Source organism: Micromonospora sp. BQ32 (genome assembly GCF_059358895.1).
Genome location: NZ_JCADBI010000005.1, coordinates 140,938 through 154,927 on the forward strand (window position 1 = coordinate 140,938; position 13,990 = coordinate 154,927).

Below are 13,990 nucleotides of genomic sequence, written 5' to 3' on the forward strand. Positions count from 1 at the left end.
CGCTGAGCCGGGGGTGCGGCTCTCCATCCGGTGATCTAGGGTCGGCGACCATGGACGCCGAGATCACCGTCACCGAGCTGACCGCCGACCTGGTCCCCAGCGCCGTACAGCTCTGCCAGCAGGCCCTCGACCTGCCCGAGGACGCCGCCGAGGCGGCTTCGATCGTGGACGTGCTCTGGCCCCGGGCCGCCGCCGACCGGCCGGTGGTCGGGCTGGGCGCGTACCGGGGCGCGGAGCTGGTCGGGGTGCTGATCTGCTCGGTGGCATCGGCCGAGCCGGGGATCGGGCACGTGGACCTGGTCGCGGTCCTCCCGGACCAGCGGCGTCGGGGCGTCGGCCGGGCGCTGCTCCAGCGGGCCGAGCGGGTGCTCGCCGAGCGCGGGGCGACCGAGGTGCTGCTGGCCGGAAACCCGCCGTACTACGCGTGGCCGGGCATCGACGTCCGCTACACGCCGGCGGTCTGCGCCGCCCTCGCACTCGGCTACCAGCAGGACCGGACCGCCTGGAACATGACCGCGGACCTGTCGTACGACGGGTCGCCGGCGCTGCGGTCCACGGAGGCGGCCCAGCGGCGGCTGGCCGAGCAGGGCGTCACCGTACGCCGGGCGGAGCCAGCAGACCTGCCGGCGTTGACGGCGTTCGCCCGGTCCACCTTCGGCGGCACGTGGGATGGCGAGTTGGCCGGGTCGGTGGGGCGCGCCGGCGCCGGTTGTCACCTGGCGGAGCGGGACGGCGAGGTGCTCGGCTTCGCCGCGTACGGGTCGTCTCGGCCGAGCTGGTTCGGGCCGATGGGCACCGCCCCGGCCGCAGAGGGGTCGGGCATCGGTGGGGTGCTGTTGCGGCGCTGCCTGCGCGACCAACGGGCGGCGGGGCTGGACCGGGCGCAGATTGGCTGGGTAGGGCCGGTGCCGTTCTATTCGGGCAGCGCGGGCGCGCGGATCGAGCGGGTCTTCTTCCTGTACCGGCGAACCCTACCGACGGCATAACCGGGCAAACGGGACATAGATCCATTCGCCCGCATCGGCCATCGACGCCCCCTACCGTTTCGGTAGAGGAGGCAGCCATGACCACGGATGACAACCAGACCGAGGACGGCCCGCCGATCACCTGGAAACCGGTGGATGAACTCCCCGGCCAACTGCCGTTCGACCGGCTCGACTACGGCGACGCCGAGCAACTGGCCGAGATGACCACCGACGGTGAGTCGTCGGTGGTCGAGGAGCCGCAGGAGATGGTGGACGCGCCGATCCAGCTGCCTCCGCCGTACAACCGGGCACAGAAACGGCGCAACCAGCGCCCACTGCCGACCTGACGACGAACGGGGCGGACCGCGTCAGCGGCCCGCCCCGTTCGGTGTCGGAACTGGACTCAGAAGTCCATGTCCCCGCCACCCGGGCCAGCCGGGGCAGCCGGGGTCTTCTCCGGCTTGTCCGCGACAACGGCCTCGGTGGTGAGGAAGAGCGCCGCGATGGAGGCGGCGTTCTGCAGCGCCGAGCGCGTCACCTTGGCCGGGTCGATGATGCCCGCGGCCAGCAGGTCGACGTACTCGCCATTGGCGGCGTTGAGACCGTGACCCGCTTCGAGGTTACGGACCTTCTCCACCACGACGCCGCCCTCAAGGCCGGCGTTGACGGCGATCTGCCGCAGCGGGGCGTCCAGCGCGACCTTGACGATGTTCGCACCGGTCGCCTCGTCGCCGACCAGGTCGAGCTTGTCGAAGGCGGTCTTGCCGGCCTGCACCAGCGCGACGCCACCACCCGGGACGATGCCCTCCTCGACGGCGGCCTTCGCGTTGCGAACGGCGTCCTCGATGCGGTGCTTGCGCTCCTTGAGCTCGACCTCGGTGGCCGCGCCGACCTTGATCACCGCAACGCCGCCGGCCAGCTTGGCCAGCCGCTCCTGCAGCTTCTCCCGGTCGTAGTCGGAGTCGCTCTTGTCGATCTCGGCCCGGATCTGGTTGACCCGGCCCTGGATCTGCTCGGCGTCACCGGCACCGTCGACGATGGTGGTCTCGTCCTTGGTCACCACGACCTTGCGGGCGCGGCCCAGCATGTCGAGGCTGGCGGCGTCGAGCTTGAGGCCGACCTCCTCGCTGATGACCTGGCCACCGGCGAGGATGGCGATGTCGGTCAGCATGGCCTTGCGGCGGTCACCGAAGCCCGGCGCCTTGACGGCGACCGACTTGAAGGTGCCACGGACCTTGTTGACCACCAGGGTGGCGAGGGCCTCGCCCTCCAGGTCCTCGGCGATGATCAGCAGCGGCTTGCCCGACTGCATGACCTTCTCCAGGATCGGGAGCAGGTCCTTCACCGACGAGATCTTGCTGTTGGCGATCAGGATGTACGGGTCGTCGAAGACGGCCTCCATACGCTCCGGGTCGGTCATGAAGTAGGCCGAGATGTAGCCCTTGTCGAAGCGCATACCCTCGGTGAGCTCCAGCTCCAGCCCGAAGGTGTTGCTCTCCTCGACGGTGATGACGCCTTCCTTGCCGACCTTGTCCATCGCCTCGGCGATGATCTCGCCGACGGTGCTGTCGCCAGCGGAGATGGAGGCGGTGGAGGCGATCTGCTCCTTGGTCTCGACGTCCTTGGCGAGCTTGGACAGCTCCTCCGAGACGCTCGCGACCGCAGCCTCGATGCCCCGCTTCAGGGCCATCGGGTTGGCGCCAGCGGCCACGTTGCGCAGGCCCTCGCGAACCAGGGCCTGGGCCAGGACGGTCGCCGTCGTCGTGCCGTCACCGGCAACGTCGTCGGTCTTCTTGGCGACCTCCTTGACCAGCTCAGCGCCGATCTTCTCGTACGGGTCCTCGAGCTCGATTTCCTTGGCGATGCTCACACCATCGTTGGTGATGGTGGGGGCACCCCACTTCTTCTCGAGCACGACGTTGCGGCCCTTGGGGCCGAGGGTCACCTTTACGGCGTCGGCGAGCTGGTTCATGCCCCGCTCGAGGCCGCGGCGCGCCTCTTCGTCGAACGCGATCATCTTGGCCATACGGCGTTGTCCTCCTGGACACTCACGGGCCACCCGAGATGTGTGCCCCGGATGGGCCGCCTGGTGTACGCACCTTGGGACGTCGCCACCTGGCGACGACGACGTCCTTCGGCCGGGCCGGATAGCCCGCGACGACCGGCCATGTGCCGCCCCGGCGTCTCCACGCCGGCGCAACCTGGCCCCACCGTCCCGACCATTGGCACTCACGGTATGCGAGTGCCAATGACTTGTTTAGCACTCTCCCCTGCCGAGTGCAAGCACGATGCCGCCGCTCAGCCGAGTTCCGCAGCCAGTCCAGCGGTGTTCACCGGCGCCTCATGGGCGCGCTGCTCGGCGTACGTCACCAGCAGACCGACCATCTGGGCGAGGTGGGCCGGCAGGGCCAGCACCGCGGTGACCCCGATCACCACCACCGCTCCGGCCGCGGTGCCCGGCGACGCGAACGGATCCGCACCGAACGCGGAGGTGCCCACCCCCTCCAGGGAACTGGAGACCAGACTGACGACGATCACCGCCAGGGCCACCAGGGCCACCCGACCGAGCAGCAGGCCGAGCCGGTCGTGGAACATCCGGAACGAGCGGCCGATCGGGTTGCGGCGTTCGAAGAGATAGGCCGGGCCGGCCATGCTCAGCGCGAACGCCAGGTAGATGCCCGGCAGCACGCAGAAACAGACACCGACGCCGATGAGCAGGCTGATCAACAGGGTCCAGCCCCACAGCCCGAGCGCCCGACGAAGGCCGTAGCGCAACGCCGACTCCAGACTGGCTGGCTGGCCAGCGGCCTGCCGGGTGATCACCCAGCTGCCCGCGGCCCACCCGACGGCCTGCACCACGCCCACCAACAGACTGCCGCCGACCAGCACGAGAAGGAGGCTCCCCAACTCGGCGGCGAAATTGTCCGGCAGCGCGGCGCCAGGAGCACTCTCGGTCTGGGCGGCCCACTTCGCCGACGGGTCCACCCCGAGGGCGATCACCGAGAGCACCGCCGCCGGCAGCACCTGGGTGAGCAGCATGATCGGCACCAACTGCCGCCAGCCCCGACGCAGCGCTCCCCCGCACCGGTTGAACCATCCGCCGATGCCGGCACCGGGCGGCGTGACCAGGGCATCGTTCGGGTCGAACCCGTAACCAGGCGGGTACCAGCCGACCGGCGGCCCCGGATACCACGGCTGCCCGCCGTAGGGACCCGACCCGACCGGGTAACCCCCGGTGGGTGGGAACGCCCAGCCCTGCGGCGGCGGAGCCGCACCCCAGGCACCCTGCGCGGGATCCCAGCCGGGCGGTGGGGCAGCCTGGCCAGCCGGGGGCATACCCGACTGCCAGCCGGGCGGCCCGACGTCGCCAGAGGGCGGGCCAGCCGGGGGCGGCGCACCCGGCCCCCAGCCGGGCGGTGGACCGGACTGGCCGGGGCCGCCAGCGGGCGAGGACGGATCGGACGGGTCCGGCTCCCCCGACCCGGGGGACGGAGTGGGCGGGGGCGGCTGGTCGGTCATGAACGCTCCTCAGCATCGGCTGGAACGGTTCACGATCTTCCCGGCTGCGCGCCGCTGCCGCAGCCCCGACTCAGGGGCCGATCGGCCAGGAAGCTCAGCCGATGACGCGTACGTGCTCTGCCTGCGGGCCCTTCTGGCCCTGGGCAACCTCGAACTCGACCCGCTGACCGTCGTCCAGCGCCTTGTAACCGTCCATCTCGATGGCGGAAAAGTGGACGAACACGTCCTGACCGCCGTCGACGGCGATGAAGCCGTAGCCCTTCTCGGCGTTGAACCACTTCACGGTGCCCTGTGCCACGGTGCACTTCCCTCACTCTGCGCGGTCTTGCCTGACCCGGCGCACGGCGCGGCCGGGCGCCCCGACCACCGACTCAGCGATCGATGATCGCCATTGAACCAGGTGACCGAAATCGCACGTTACACGAGCAGTCACGGCCGCGCACGGCCAGAAATCGGACACACTCCGGGGGTGTCCCAACCACCCTGATTGGCCGGTTTCCCGATTCACCGGATTCGCCGCCGTCATTGCAAATGGAGGCCGGACCGCACGGCGCGCGCACGGTGACGGCAGGAGGGCACAGCTCACGAAACGACGCGTCCATCCCCTGTGGTAGGCATGCGGGCATGACCACGGACATGGGCTCATCGGCCGTGCGGCTCGCGGAGATCCGCCGGGTCCGACCGGAGGACGCCGCCCGGATGCGGGCGCTGCGCCTGGAGATGCTGGCCGACGCTCCGTTGGCCTTCCTGGAGACCTTGGCGGACGCGGCGGCCCGACCGCACAACGAGTACGCGGCCCGGGTCGCGTACACCTCGGCCGGTACCAGCAACGCGCAGTTCATCGCCGACCCGGGCGGCCGGCTGGTCGGCCACGCCGGTGGCACCACCGCCCCGAACGAACCCGGCCTGACCGTGATCTACGCCGTGTACGTCACGCCGACCTGGCGCGGCCGTGGCCTGCTCGGCGAGCTGATCGACGGGGTGGCCGCCTGGTCGCGAGCCTGTGGCCGACCGGAGCTGCTGCTGGAGGTGGTGGTCGGCAACGACCGCGCCTACCGCGCCTACCAGCGCCTGGGCTTCAAGGACACCGGCGTACGGGTCCCCCACCCCACCATCCCAGCCCTCACCGAACTACAGATGCGCAGAACAGCCTGACCCGAGGCAGAACCACTCTGATGCCCCCAACCGGAAGCGTCCGCGCCACCGCGCCCGAGGAGGGGTTTCCGGGGCAGCCCGACCCGCGCAGGGATCAAGCCTGACCGCCCGGAGCGGGTCGGGCTGCCCCGGAAACCCCAACCGCTACCGAAACTCAGACGTGCCGCCGAGACTGCACGATCCGGAACCGGTTGGCCACGTACGCCCCGTCCGTCAGCGCCGAGTTGGCCGCCGCGTTGGCCCCACTGCCGTGGAAGTCGGAGAACGCCGCCGACTGGTTGACGAAGACACCGCCGGTGAGGTTGCAGGACAGGTGCACCCCGACCTCGACCGCCACCGCCTCGGTCGCGTCCAGCACCGCCTCGTCGGTCGAGTAGACCCCGGCGGTGAGCGCGCCCTTCTCGCCGACCGTGCGGCGCAGCAACTCTAGGCTGTGCACGGTGGAGTCGGTCGCGATGGCGAACGAGATCGGCCCGAACCACTCCCGGCCGTACGTCTCCGCGTCGTCCGCGGTCAGCTTCACGATCGTCGGGGTACGCACCACCGCGTCGGCGTACGACGGGTGGGCGACGGTCCGCGACTCCAGCACCGGCTCGCCGACCTTGGTCACCTCGGCCAGCCGCTCCAGCACCCCGTCGTTGACGATGGCGCCGGTCAGCTCCACGCCTCGGGCCGGGTCGGCGGTCAGCTTGCCGACCGCGGCGGCGATACCGCCGGCCACCTCGTCGAAGCTCTTGTGCCCCTGGTCGGTCTCGATGCCCCCGGCCGGGATGAGGATGTTCTGCGAGGTGGTGCACATCTGCCCGCTGTAGAGGGTCAGCGTGAAACCGAGGTTGCGGCACATGCCGGCGAAGTCGTCGGTGGAGTCGATGACGACGGTGTTGAGGCCGGCCTTCTCGGTGTAGACCGACGCCTGCCGGGCGTGCGTCTCCAGCCAGTCGCCGTACTCGGTGGAACCGGTGAAGTCGACGATCCGGATGGAGCGGTGCAGGGCCAGGTCGCTGGCGAGCTTCTCACCGGGCGCCTCGGCCGCCAGCATGATCAGGTTCGGGTCGAACCCGGCCTCGGCGAGCACCTCCCGGGCGTACTTCACGGTGATGGCCAGCGGCAGCACCGCGCGCGGGTGCGGCTTGACGATCACCGGGTTGCCGGTGACCAGCGAGGCGAACAGCCCCGGGTACGAGTTCCAGGTCGGGAAGGTGTTGCAGCCGATCACCAGCGCCACCCCACGCGGCACCACGTGGAACGTCTTGGTCAACCGCAGCGGGTCACCCTTGCCGGCGGCCTTCTCCCAGCCCGCCGTGCCCGGGTGCCGGGTCATCTCGGCGTACGCGTACGCCAGCGCTTCCAGCGCCCGGTCCAACGCGTGCGCGCCACCGGCCTGGAAGGCCATCACGAACGCCTGCCCGCTGGTGAACTGCACCGCGTTGGCCAGCTCGAAGATGTGCTTGTGCAGCCGGTCGAGGATCTCCAGGCAGACGCCAACCCGGGCCTGCGGGCCGGCGTCGCGCCACGCCGGCAGCGCGGCGGAGGCGGCGTTGATCAGCTCGCCGGTGCCGGCGTGCGGGTACCGCACCGCCAACTCCACCCCGAACGGGCTCGTCTCGGTGGCCACCCGGTCGCCGCTGCCGGGCTGGTCGAGCGGAAAGTCACCACCGAGGTACGCCTCGAAGGCGGCCTTACCGTCGGCGGCGGCGGTCTCGCCGTACACCCGGGGGCTGGGGGATTCGGGGTAGGCGGACCAGTAGCCCCGCTCCGTGATCGCGGTCAGCGCACGGTTGAGGGTGTCGGCGTGCCTGTCGTACAGGGGATGCGGGGTCTCCGTCATGCCCGCCATCATGCCTGAGTCCGGTCCGCGAGCAGTAGCGCGAATGCCCGACAGCGGCTCATGCCGCAGTCGAGTTCCCGAGCAGAAGCGCCAATGGCCGACGGCACGGGGTTGCTCGCGGCGGCAGCGGGTAACCGCGGGCCTTCGGCCAGGGTGAGGACGGCGGGTGAGGATCACCGAGATCCGGGTGCACGGGGTCGCCGACATAGTCCTGCTCCTGCCGTTCATGCTCAGCAACATCGCGGTCTGGATGCTGCCGGTCACCGGTCGCGGCGGCCAAGCCGCGCGGGCGCTGTGCCGGCTGCTGGCCGCGACGATGACCGCGATGTACGTGCTGTCCACCGTCGGGGTGTCCCTCGACCTGATCGCCTGGCAGTGCGCGGCCTACCCGAGGTGTCTGGAGGGCGGCGGGAGATCTCCTGGCTGGGCGGCGTGCCGCCAGGGCAGCGGCTCGCGCTGCTGGCCGTACCGCCGATCATCGCGATCGTCCTGATCTGGCGGCTCGGTGCCCGGACCTGGCAGCTCCCCGAGGACAGCGACCAGGCGCCCGGGGTGGGTGCGGACCGGCTCGACGCGCCCGCCTTCTGGGACACCCGCAAGCCGCTGCGCCGCCTGCGCTCTGTTCACGCCGCGATCCGCGAGCTGGTCGAGCGCTTGGAACGGACGGACGGGTGATCAGCCGGGTCAGAGGGTGAGCTGCCAGTTGGTCCAGGTGTCCACCGGGCGAAAGCCAAGCTGCTCGTTGATCGCCACCATGTAGCTGTTGCTGGCGGCGTTGAAGGTGTCGATGACGCGTACCGCCGGCTCGTGGGTGAGCAGGTGGTGCAGGTTCTCCGCCTTGGCGATGAGACCGAGTCGGTGCCCACGGTGGGCCGGGTCGACGATGGTGATCTGCTGGAAGGCGTGCCAGTCGGTGGAGGCGCCCACGTCCAGCAGCGTCCAGGCCACCAGCCGCCCGGACGCCTGATGGCGCATCCCGAGGTGGTAGCGCCGCCGGCCCCGGGCGTCCAGTGCCCGTTCGTTGCCACGGATGCGCTCGGCGTCCACCTGCTCCGGCTCCCACTGCACGTCGCCCAAGGGCGCGTCCATCAGCAGCCGGCCGTCGAGATAGGCGATGTCAGCGACGTACTCCTGCGGGGTGGTCCCCTGCCAGCAGACCGAGTGATAGCCCTCGGCTCGCGGGCGGGCCTCGGTGAGCGCCGCCCGCAGCGCCACCCGATCGATCTTGCTGACGTCGAGCCGGCGACGCACGTCGGTGAGGGCGGGCTGGGCTCCGGCGGCGGCGGCGAACGCGTCGCCGGCCACGCTTCGGGCCGGCCCGTCGGGCAGCGCGGAGACGGTCATCGCGACGACCCGCTTGCGGCCGTGCTCGCGGAGCAGGCGTACGCCGTACTCGTGCAGGGCCCGACCGACGCCCCGGCGCCGCAGCTCGGGATGCACCGTCAGTTCGGCGGTGGCGTTGTCGGTGTTGTCGAGCTGCGGCAGGTCCAGTTGGAGGTAGCCGGCCGGCACACCGTCCAGTCGGGCCAATGCCCAGAGCGACTGGGTGCCGGGCATCGGCGTGTGGAACAGCGCGTCGAAGCGGCGCCGGCAGAAGGGAGGAAAGTCCGGCACGTCGGCGTCGTTGGCCGCCGACCCGATCCGGTACGCCTCGTCGACCGACGTCCGGTCGGCGCCGTCGAAGGACGCGATAGTGATGCTCATGCCGCTGAGGGTGCACCCGGGAAAAGCGATCGGGCCAGCGAATTAATCGCTGGCCCGATCGAACGTGGTCGGGAGGGACACTCGCACAACGCCTCCGGCGTTGGGTCGCAAGAACTTCAAAAGTCTTCGGCGAAATGCCCTCCCGCACGGAGCATCTTGCGCCGTCCGGTTCCTGCCGTCAAGTCCGTAGCGGCGGGTTTTCCACACTCACAGCGAAAATCCAGTTACCCGGTGGATCCGGCTGGTCCCCCAACCGGGTGGCCGCCCGTCCCCCACCCGGAGGGCGGCCAACGAAGCGCCGGGCCGGATCAGCCGAGGAGACCGGCGTCGCGGGCGGCCCGCAGCGAGGGCTTGATGTGGTGGGTCGGCCCGACCTGGCCGGCCACCGCGTCGATGGTCTTCAGACCCTCGCCGGTGTTGAACACGACGGTCTCGGCCGTCGGGTCGAGCCGACCGGACTCGACCAGCTTGCGCAGCACGGCCACGGTCACCCCACCCGCGGTTTCGGCGAAGACCCCGGTGGTACGGGCCAGGTCGCGGATGCCCGCACGGATCTCGTCGTCGTCGGCGTACTCCATCCAACCGCCGGTGCGGCGCACCGCCTCCAGGGCGTAGAGGCCGGCCGCCGGGTCGCCGATGTTGAGCGACTTGGCGATGCCGGTCGGCTTGACCGGGATGATCGTGTCGGTCTCGGCGTGCAGGGCGGTGGCGATCGGGTTGCAGCCGGCGGACTGCGCGCCGAAGACCTTCCAGCCGCCGGCCGGCGCCTCGACCAGGCCAATCTCCACCAGCTCGGAGAACGCCTTGTCAATCTTGGTGAGCAGCTCGCCGCTGGCCATCGGAATGACCACCTGCGCCGGGATCCGCCAGCCGAGCTGCTCGGCCACCTCGTAGCCGAGGGTCTTGGAGCCCTCCGCGTAGTAGGGCCGGACGTTCACGTTGACGAACGCGGTGTCCTCGAATTCGTCGGTCTCCACCAGCTCGCCGCAGAGCCGGTTGACATCGTCGTACGAGCCGTCGATGGCGACCAGTTCGCCGCCGTAGACGGCGGTGGTGATGACCTTGCCCTGCTCCAGGTCGCTGGGGATGAAGACCACCGAGGGCACCCCGGCGCGGGCGGCGTGGGCGGCCACCGAGTTGGCCAGGTTGCCGGTCGACGCGCAGGCGAACCGGGTGAAGCCGAGCGCCTTGGCGGCGGTGAGCGCCACCGAGACGACCCGGTCCTTGAACGAGTGGGTGGGGTTGGCGCTGTCGTCCTTGACCCAGAGCGGCGCGGTGATGCCCAGCTCGACGGCGAGGTGCGGGGCGGCCACCAGTGGGGTCAGCCCCGGGTCGAGGGTGACCCGGCTGACCGGGTCCTGACCGGCGGGGAGCAGGGCGGCGTACCGCCAGATGTTGTTCGGGCCGGCCTCGATCTGCTCGCGGGTGACGGTGGCCAGCGCGGCGGTGTCGTAGTCGACTTCCAGCGGGCCGAAACACTCGTAACAGGCGTGCTGGGCGGCGAGCGGGTAACGCGCCGAGCAGGCGCGACAGACCAGGGCGCGGGCCGGGCTGGCAGAGGTGTCGATGCCGGAGGTGACGAGCGTCGACGTCATGTCGAGAGTCCTCTCATCTTTCCCCGCATCGCACGGTGCGGCGGGGACGGAATTGGCACCTGCCCCGCGGGTCGCTCAGCGGTGAGCGCGCGGGGTGGTTGCCGGGGCGTCGTCGGGCCGTATCCCTCAGCCCCTCTGGATGAGGTATTCAGTTGTGCCGTCGAGTCTAGGCAAAGCCGGGCGTGGCCTCCAGGGCGGATCCCAGGGAGTGGGTCAGCGGGCGCTCACGGCCACGGGGTCGGTCACCGCGATCGGGTCCGTCACCGCGCTCGCTTGGGGCAGCGACGTGGCCCGGGGCCGAGCGGCGAGGTTCGCGGCGATCAGGGCGGCGATCGTGATGGCGGCCCCGACCAGTTCGACGGCCTCCGGGCGGTAGCCGCGGGCGATCTGCACCGCGAAGGTGGTCACCGGGACCAGGTTCATGAACAGCGCGGCGTTGGCGGCACCGAGTCGCTGCACGCCGGTGTTCCAGGCCAGGACCGCGATCACGGCGCCCACCAGCACGGCGTACGCCAACTGCGGGGCAACCGCCACCAGGTCGGCGGCGGCCGGCGCGTGCTGCCAGCCGACGGCGTCGGCGGCGATGCTCAGGACGAGCATGGCGGCCGTGCCGGAGAGCGCGGTCAGGGTGGTGAAGCGCAGCGGCGACCACTCGCCGAACCGGCTGGCACCGTGGGTGTAGATGCCCCAGCCCAGCACCGCGCCGATCATCATCAGCCCGCCGAGGCCGAACTGGCCGAGCCCGGCCAAGCTCCCGCGCGTGATCACCAGGCCGACTCCGAGGAGCGCCACCAGGGAGAGGGCCAGCAGGAGCGGCTTCGGGCGTACGCCGTCGCGAGCCCACCGAACGAGCTGGGTGATCACCGGTGTGGTGGCCACGAAGAGGGAGATCTGCTGCGGGGCGGCGTGTTCGAGCGCCAGGTTGGTGAGCAGGTTGAAGCCCGCGAAGCCGACCACTCCGAGCACCACCACCTCCAGCGTCCGGCCACCGTGCCGCAGCGCGCCGGCACCCTCGCGGAGCAGCAGGATGGCGACCAGGACGACGGCGGCCAGCAGGTAGCGCGCGGTGGTCAGGTTGAGCGGGTCGACCCGATTGAGCGCGCTGGCAAGGATCGGGAACATCACGCCCCAGCCGAGCACGGCGACCAGTGGGTACGCGGTGGCGCGGGATCGCATCAGCAACTCCAATGTTCGAGTATCGTCGAACCAACGACACCGACACTAGGGTGTTGTTCGATCGTTGTCGAACAAGGGTTACACTGGTCACATGGAGCCGCACGAGCCCGACCTGACCGCCGTACCGGTCACCAGCGTGCTGGCCGCACTCGCCGACGACGTGCGGCTACAGATCGTTCGGGCGCTCGCCGAGGGCGGCGAGTCCGCCTGCGGCACCTTCGACTTCGGCGTCTCCAAGGCGACCCGTAGCCACCACCTCAAGGTGCTGCGCGAGGCGGGCCTGACCCGGACCCGGGCCGTCGGCACCAGCCGACTGGTCCGGCTCCGCCGGGACGAGTTGGACAAGCTCTACCCGGGCCTACTGGACGCGGTCCTGACTCAGCGCCCGCCTGCCTGACGCCGCCCCACCCACGCCCGTCCGGCCACGACCCACCCGGCGGCGGGCGGGAGATGCTCCAGTCGCCCGCTTTGGAGCTGAATCGTCTACGACATCAGCGAAGAGGTGCGGCCCGACCGGGCGCACCGCCAGCCCTGACCGGGCACATCAACCGGGCACATCAACCGGGCACATCGGCTCGCCCTCGACCGGCGCGTCGCCGAAGCCGCCTCGTTGCGGCTCCGGCGACGCGTGGTGGAGGCGCTCACCGGCCCTTCGCTGGACGGCCGGCTGTGGTCAGACGGACACCGCGTCGGGCTCGGCCGCCGAAGCCGGTCCCGATGCCGATGCCGAGGGGGCGTCGGCGCGACGCCGGGCGAGCAGCGTGTCGAGGGCCCAGGAACCCGGGCCGAGCGCCGCGACCAGCAGGAACGACCAGCAGAAGAGTGCCGCCCGCTCGCCTCCGTTGTGCAGCGGCAGCAGACCGTCCGGCTGGTGCACCACGAAGTAGGCGTACGCCATCGAGCCGGAGGCGAGGAGCGCGGCGGGTCGGGCGAAGAGCCCGACCAGCACCAGCACGCCGCAGACCAACTGAATCAGGGCGGCCCACCAGCCCGGCCAGGCGCCGGGCGGTACCGCCTTACCAGTCATCGGGTTGCCGCCGAACAACCCGAATACCGAGGACAGGCCGTGCAACGTGAACAGCAGGCCGATCACGATGCGGAACAGGGACAGGATCGGCCCGCCGAGCCGAGAGACGTTCATGGCACCTCCATCGAAGCTAATGAATGAGTCTCGCCAATCGTGGGGCATCAAGGCATCGAAAAACATAAGTTCTTTGCTGGTGGGATAATCCCTCGTGAAAGCGGTGTGAACGAGGACGCCGAGGTCCCGGGGCGGTCAGCGGTGGAACGCCCACGTGCGCGAGGATCGGCGGATGATCTCTCGCGAGACGTCAACACGGCGGCCGGCCAGCACGGCGTCCGCGACAATCAAGGCGTTCACCGCGCTCAAGGCGTTCACGGCGGTGACGGCGGCCCTCGTGCTTGGCGCCTGCACTCCTGGCGACCATCGCGGCCCGTCCGGCGACCCCAGCCGACCGCCCACCGCGTCGGGGCTGGGAATAGGCCCGACCGCGAGCACCGAGCCGCCGGTCGAGTGCCCGGCGACCGGCGTTCGGATCCGGTCGACCGGCGGGGACGCCGCGATGGGTCTGCGCGCCCTCGGCCTGGAGTTGGTCAACTGCGGCGACCAGCCCTACCAGCTCAACGGCTACCCGGTGTTGCACGTGTTCGACGAAGCGCGCGAGCCGATCATGTTGCGGGTGGTCAACGGCGCCAAAGAGATCACCTTGGGCTTCGACCAACCACCCCGGAAGGTCATCCTCGCCGCCGGGGAGCGGGCCACCGCCGTGGTGCTCTGGCGCAACCTGGTCACCGACTCGACCGTGGTGGCCACCAACGGCGAGTTCCTGACGGCGGCGCCCGCCGCCGGGCAGCCGGCCGAAGAGGTGGACCCGGACGGGCCGATCGACCTCGGCAACACCGGCCGGATCGGCGTCAGCGCCTGGAAGAAAGCCGATCCGTCCACACCGGTGCCGACCCGGCCGGCCCCGCCGCCGGCACCGAGCGCGGTGCCGTCGTCGGTGAGCCCACCCGACAGCCGGCTGTGA

The 13,990-nt window shown here is 70.8% G+C and carries 15 protein-coding genes and 1 riboswitch; of the genes, 7 read left to right on the forward strand and 8 right to left on the reverse strand.

Annotation, left to right across the window (positions count from 1 at the left end; all coding sequences use genetic code 11):
* Window positions 1–50: 50 nt before the first annotated feature.
* Window positions 51–986 (forward strand): GNAT family N-acetyltransferase, encoded by a 936-nt coding sequence (locus AC5L30_RS12750; RefSeq protein ID WP_494867338.1) that lies wholly within the window; start codon window positions 51–53, stop codon window positions 984–986.
* A 77-nt stretch (window positions 987–1,063) separates the two neighbouring features.
* Window positions 1,064–1,312 carry a hypothetical protein gene (locus AC5L30_RS12755; RefSeq protein ID WP_494867339.1) on the forward strand — a complete coding sequence of 83 codons (249 nt, stop codon included), beginning with the start codon at window positions 1,064–1,066 and terminating at the stop codon, window positions 1,310–1,312.
* A 56-nt stretch (window positions 1,313–1,368) separates the two neighbouring features.
* Here AC5L30_RS12755 and groL read toward each other — a convergent pair whose 3' ends face one another.
* The 3 genes from groL to AC5L30_RS12770 form a co-directional block, all read right to left on the reverse strand.
* On the reverse strand, window positions 1,369–2,991 hold the full coding sequence (gene groL, locus AC5L30_RS12760) for a chaperonin GroEL (protein ID WP_030490078.1): 1,623 nt from the start codon (window positions 2,989–2,991) through the stop codon (window positions 1,369–1,371).
* A 272-nt stretch (window positions 2,992–3,263) separates the two neighbouring features.
* Entirely contained in the window at window positions 3,264–4,484 is a 1,221-nt protein-coding gene (locus AC5L30_RS12765) for a hypothetical protein (protein WP_494867340.1), read from the reverse strand.
* Between the two features lie 94 nt (window positions 4,485–4,578).
* Entirely contained in the window at window positions 4,579–4,782 is a 204-nt protein-coding gene (locus tag AC5L30_RS12770; RefSeq protein ID WP_196920002.1) for a cold-shock protein, read from the reverse strand.
* A 326-nt stretch (window positions 4,783–5,108) separates the two neighbouring features.
* Here AC5L30_RS12770 and AC5L30_RS12775 point away from each other — a divergent pair, with 326 nt between their 5' ends.
* Complete coding sequence (locus AC5L30_RS12775; protein ID WP_494867342.1) at window positions 5,109–5,639, forward strand: GNAT family N-acetyltransferase; 531 nt, start codon at window positions 5,109–5,111, stop codon at window positions 5,637–5,639.
* Between the two features lie 154 nt (window positions 5,640–5,793).
* Here AC5L30_RS12775 and paaN read toward each other — a convergent pair whose 3' ends face one another.
* On the reverse strand, window positions 5,794–7,467 hold the full coding sequence (gene paaN / locus AC5L30_RS12780; protein WP_494867343.1) for a phenylacetic acid degradation protein PaaN: 1,674 nt from the start codon (window positions 7,465–7,467) through the stop codon (window positions 5,794–5,796).
* Between the two features lie 166 nt (window positions 7,468–7,633).
* Here paaN and AC5L30_RS12785 point away from each other — a divergent pair, with 166 nt between their 5' ends.
* Entirely contained in the window at window positions 7,634–7,960 is a 327-nt protein-coding gene (locus tag AC5L30_RS12785; RefSeq protein ID WP_494867344.1) for a hypothetical protein, read from the forward strand.
* The gene (locus tag AC5L30_RS12790; RefSeq protein WP_494867346.1) at window positions 7,900–8,142 is read left to right on the forward strand and encodes a hypothetical protein; all 243 of its coding nucleotides are present in this window, start codon (window positions 7,900–7,902) and stop codon (window positions 8,140–8,142) included. Before AC5L30_RS12785 ends, AC5L30_RS12790 begins: the two co-directional genes overlap by 61 nt.
* A 9-nt stretch (window positions 8,143–8,151) precedes the next feature.
* On the opposite strand, the gene AC5L30_RS12795 is transcribed toward AC5L30_RS12790, so the two are convergent.
* The 3 genes from AC5L30_RS12795 to AC5L30_RS12805 all read right to left on the reverse strand — a co-directional run bounded on the left by AC5L30_RS12795 (window position 8,152) and on the right by AC5L30_RS12805 (window position 11,942).
* On the reverse strand, window positions 8,152–9,171 hold the full coding sequence (locus tag AC5L30_RS12795; RefSeq protein WP_494867347.1) for a GNAT family N-acetyltransferase: 1,020 nt from the start codon (window positions 9,169–9,171) through the stop codon (window positions 8,152–8,154).
* 308 nt (window positions 9,172–9,479) lie between these two features.
* A complete protein-coding gene (gene thrC, locus AC5L30_RS12800) occupies window positions 9,480–10,766 on the reverse strand; it encodes a threonine synthase (protein ID WP_494867349.1) in 1,287 nt (428 codons plus the stop codon).
* A gap of 10 nt (window positions 10,767–10,776) precedes the next feature.
* Window positions 10,777–10,912, reverse strand: a riboswitch (SAM riboswitch).
* Between the two features lie 67 nt (window positions 10,913–10,979).
* Window positions 10,980–11,942, reverse strand: a complete 963-nt coding sequence (locus AC5L30_RS12805; RefSeq protein ID WP_494867351.1) for a DMT family transporter — start codon at window positions 11,940–11,942, stop codon at window positions 10,980–10,982.
* A 91-nt stretch (window positions 11,943–12,033) separates the two neighbouring features.
* Between AC5L30_RS12805 and AC5L30_RS12810 the strand changes: the two genes are divergently transcribed.
* The gene (locus AC5L30_RS12810) at window positions 12,034–12,339 is read left to right on the forward strand and encodes an ArsR/SmtB family transcription factor (RefSeq protein ID WP_494867353.1); all 306 of its coding nucleotides are present in this window, start codon (window positions 12,034–12,036) and stop codon (window positions 12,337–12,339) included.
* A gap of 276 nt (window positions 12,340–12,615) precedes the next feature.
* Here the strand turns inward: AC5L30_RS12810 and AC5L30_RS12815 are convergent, their stop codons facing one another.
* Window positions 12,616–13,083, reverse strand: coding sequence for a DoxX family protein (locus AC5L30_RS12815; protein WP_494867355.1), 468 nt, complete (start codon window positions 13,081–13,083; stop codon window positions 12,616–12,618).
* 172 nt (window positions 13,084–13,255) lie between these two features.
* Here AC5L30_RS12815 and AC5L30_RS12820 point away from each other — a divergent pair, with 172 nt between their 5' ends.
* On the forward strand, window positions 13,256–13,990 hold the full coding sequence (locus AC5L30_RS12820; RefSeq protein WP_494867356.1) for a DUF4232 domain-containing protein: 735 nt from the start codon (window positions 13,256–13,258) through the stop codon (window positions 13,988–13,990).

Coding starts and splice junctions, on each gene's coding strand:
- AC5L30_RS12795 (WP_494867347.1), bottom strand. CDS start 9,171: ATGAGCATCACTATCGCGTCCTTCGACGGCGCCGACCGGACGTCGGTC.
- paaN (WP_494867343.1), bottom strand. CDS start 7,467: ATGACGGAGACCCCGCATCCCCTGTACGACAGGCACGCCGACACCCTC.
- AC5L30_RS12750 (WP_494867338.1), top strand. CDS start 51: ATGGACGCCGAGATCACCGTCACCGAGCTGACCGCCGACCTGGTCCCC.
- AC5L30_RS12820 (WP_494867356.1), top strand. CDS start 13,256: ATGATCTCTCGCGAGACGTCAACACGGCGGCCGGCCAGCACGGCGTCC.
- AC5L30_RS12815 (WP_494867355.1), bottom strand. CDS start 13,083: ATGAACGTCTCTCGGCTCGGCGGGCCGATCCTGTCCCTGTTCCGCATC.
- AC5L30_RS12805 (WP_494867351.1), bottom strand. CDS start 11,942: ATGCGATCCCGCGCCACCGCGTACCCACTGGTCGCCGTGCTCGGCTGG.
- AC5L30_RS12755 (WP_494867339.1), top strand. CDS start 1,064: ATGACCACGGATGACAACCAGACCGAGGACGGCCCGCCGATCACCTGG.
- thrC (WP_494867349.1), bottom strand. CDS start 10,766: ATGACGTCGACGCTCGTCACCTCCGGCATCGACACCTCTGCCAGCCCG.
- AC5L30_RS12810 (WP_494867353.1), top strand. CDS start 12,034: ATGGAGCCGCACGAGCCCGACCTGACCGCCGTACCGGTCACCAGCGTG.
- groL (WP_030490078.1), bottom strand. CDS start 2,991: ATGGCCAAGATGATCGCGTTCGACGAAGAGGCGCGCCGCGGCCTCGAG.
- AC5L30_RS12765 (WP_494867340.1), bottom strand. CDS start 4,484: ATGACCGACCAGCCGCCCCCGCCCACTCCGTCCCCCGGGTCGGGGGAG.
- AC5L30_RS12775 (WP_494867342.1), top strand. CDS start 5,109: ATGACCACGGACATGGGCTCATCGGCCGTGCGGCTCGCGGAGATCCGC.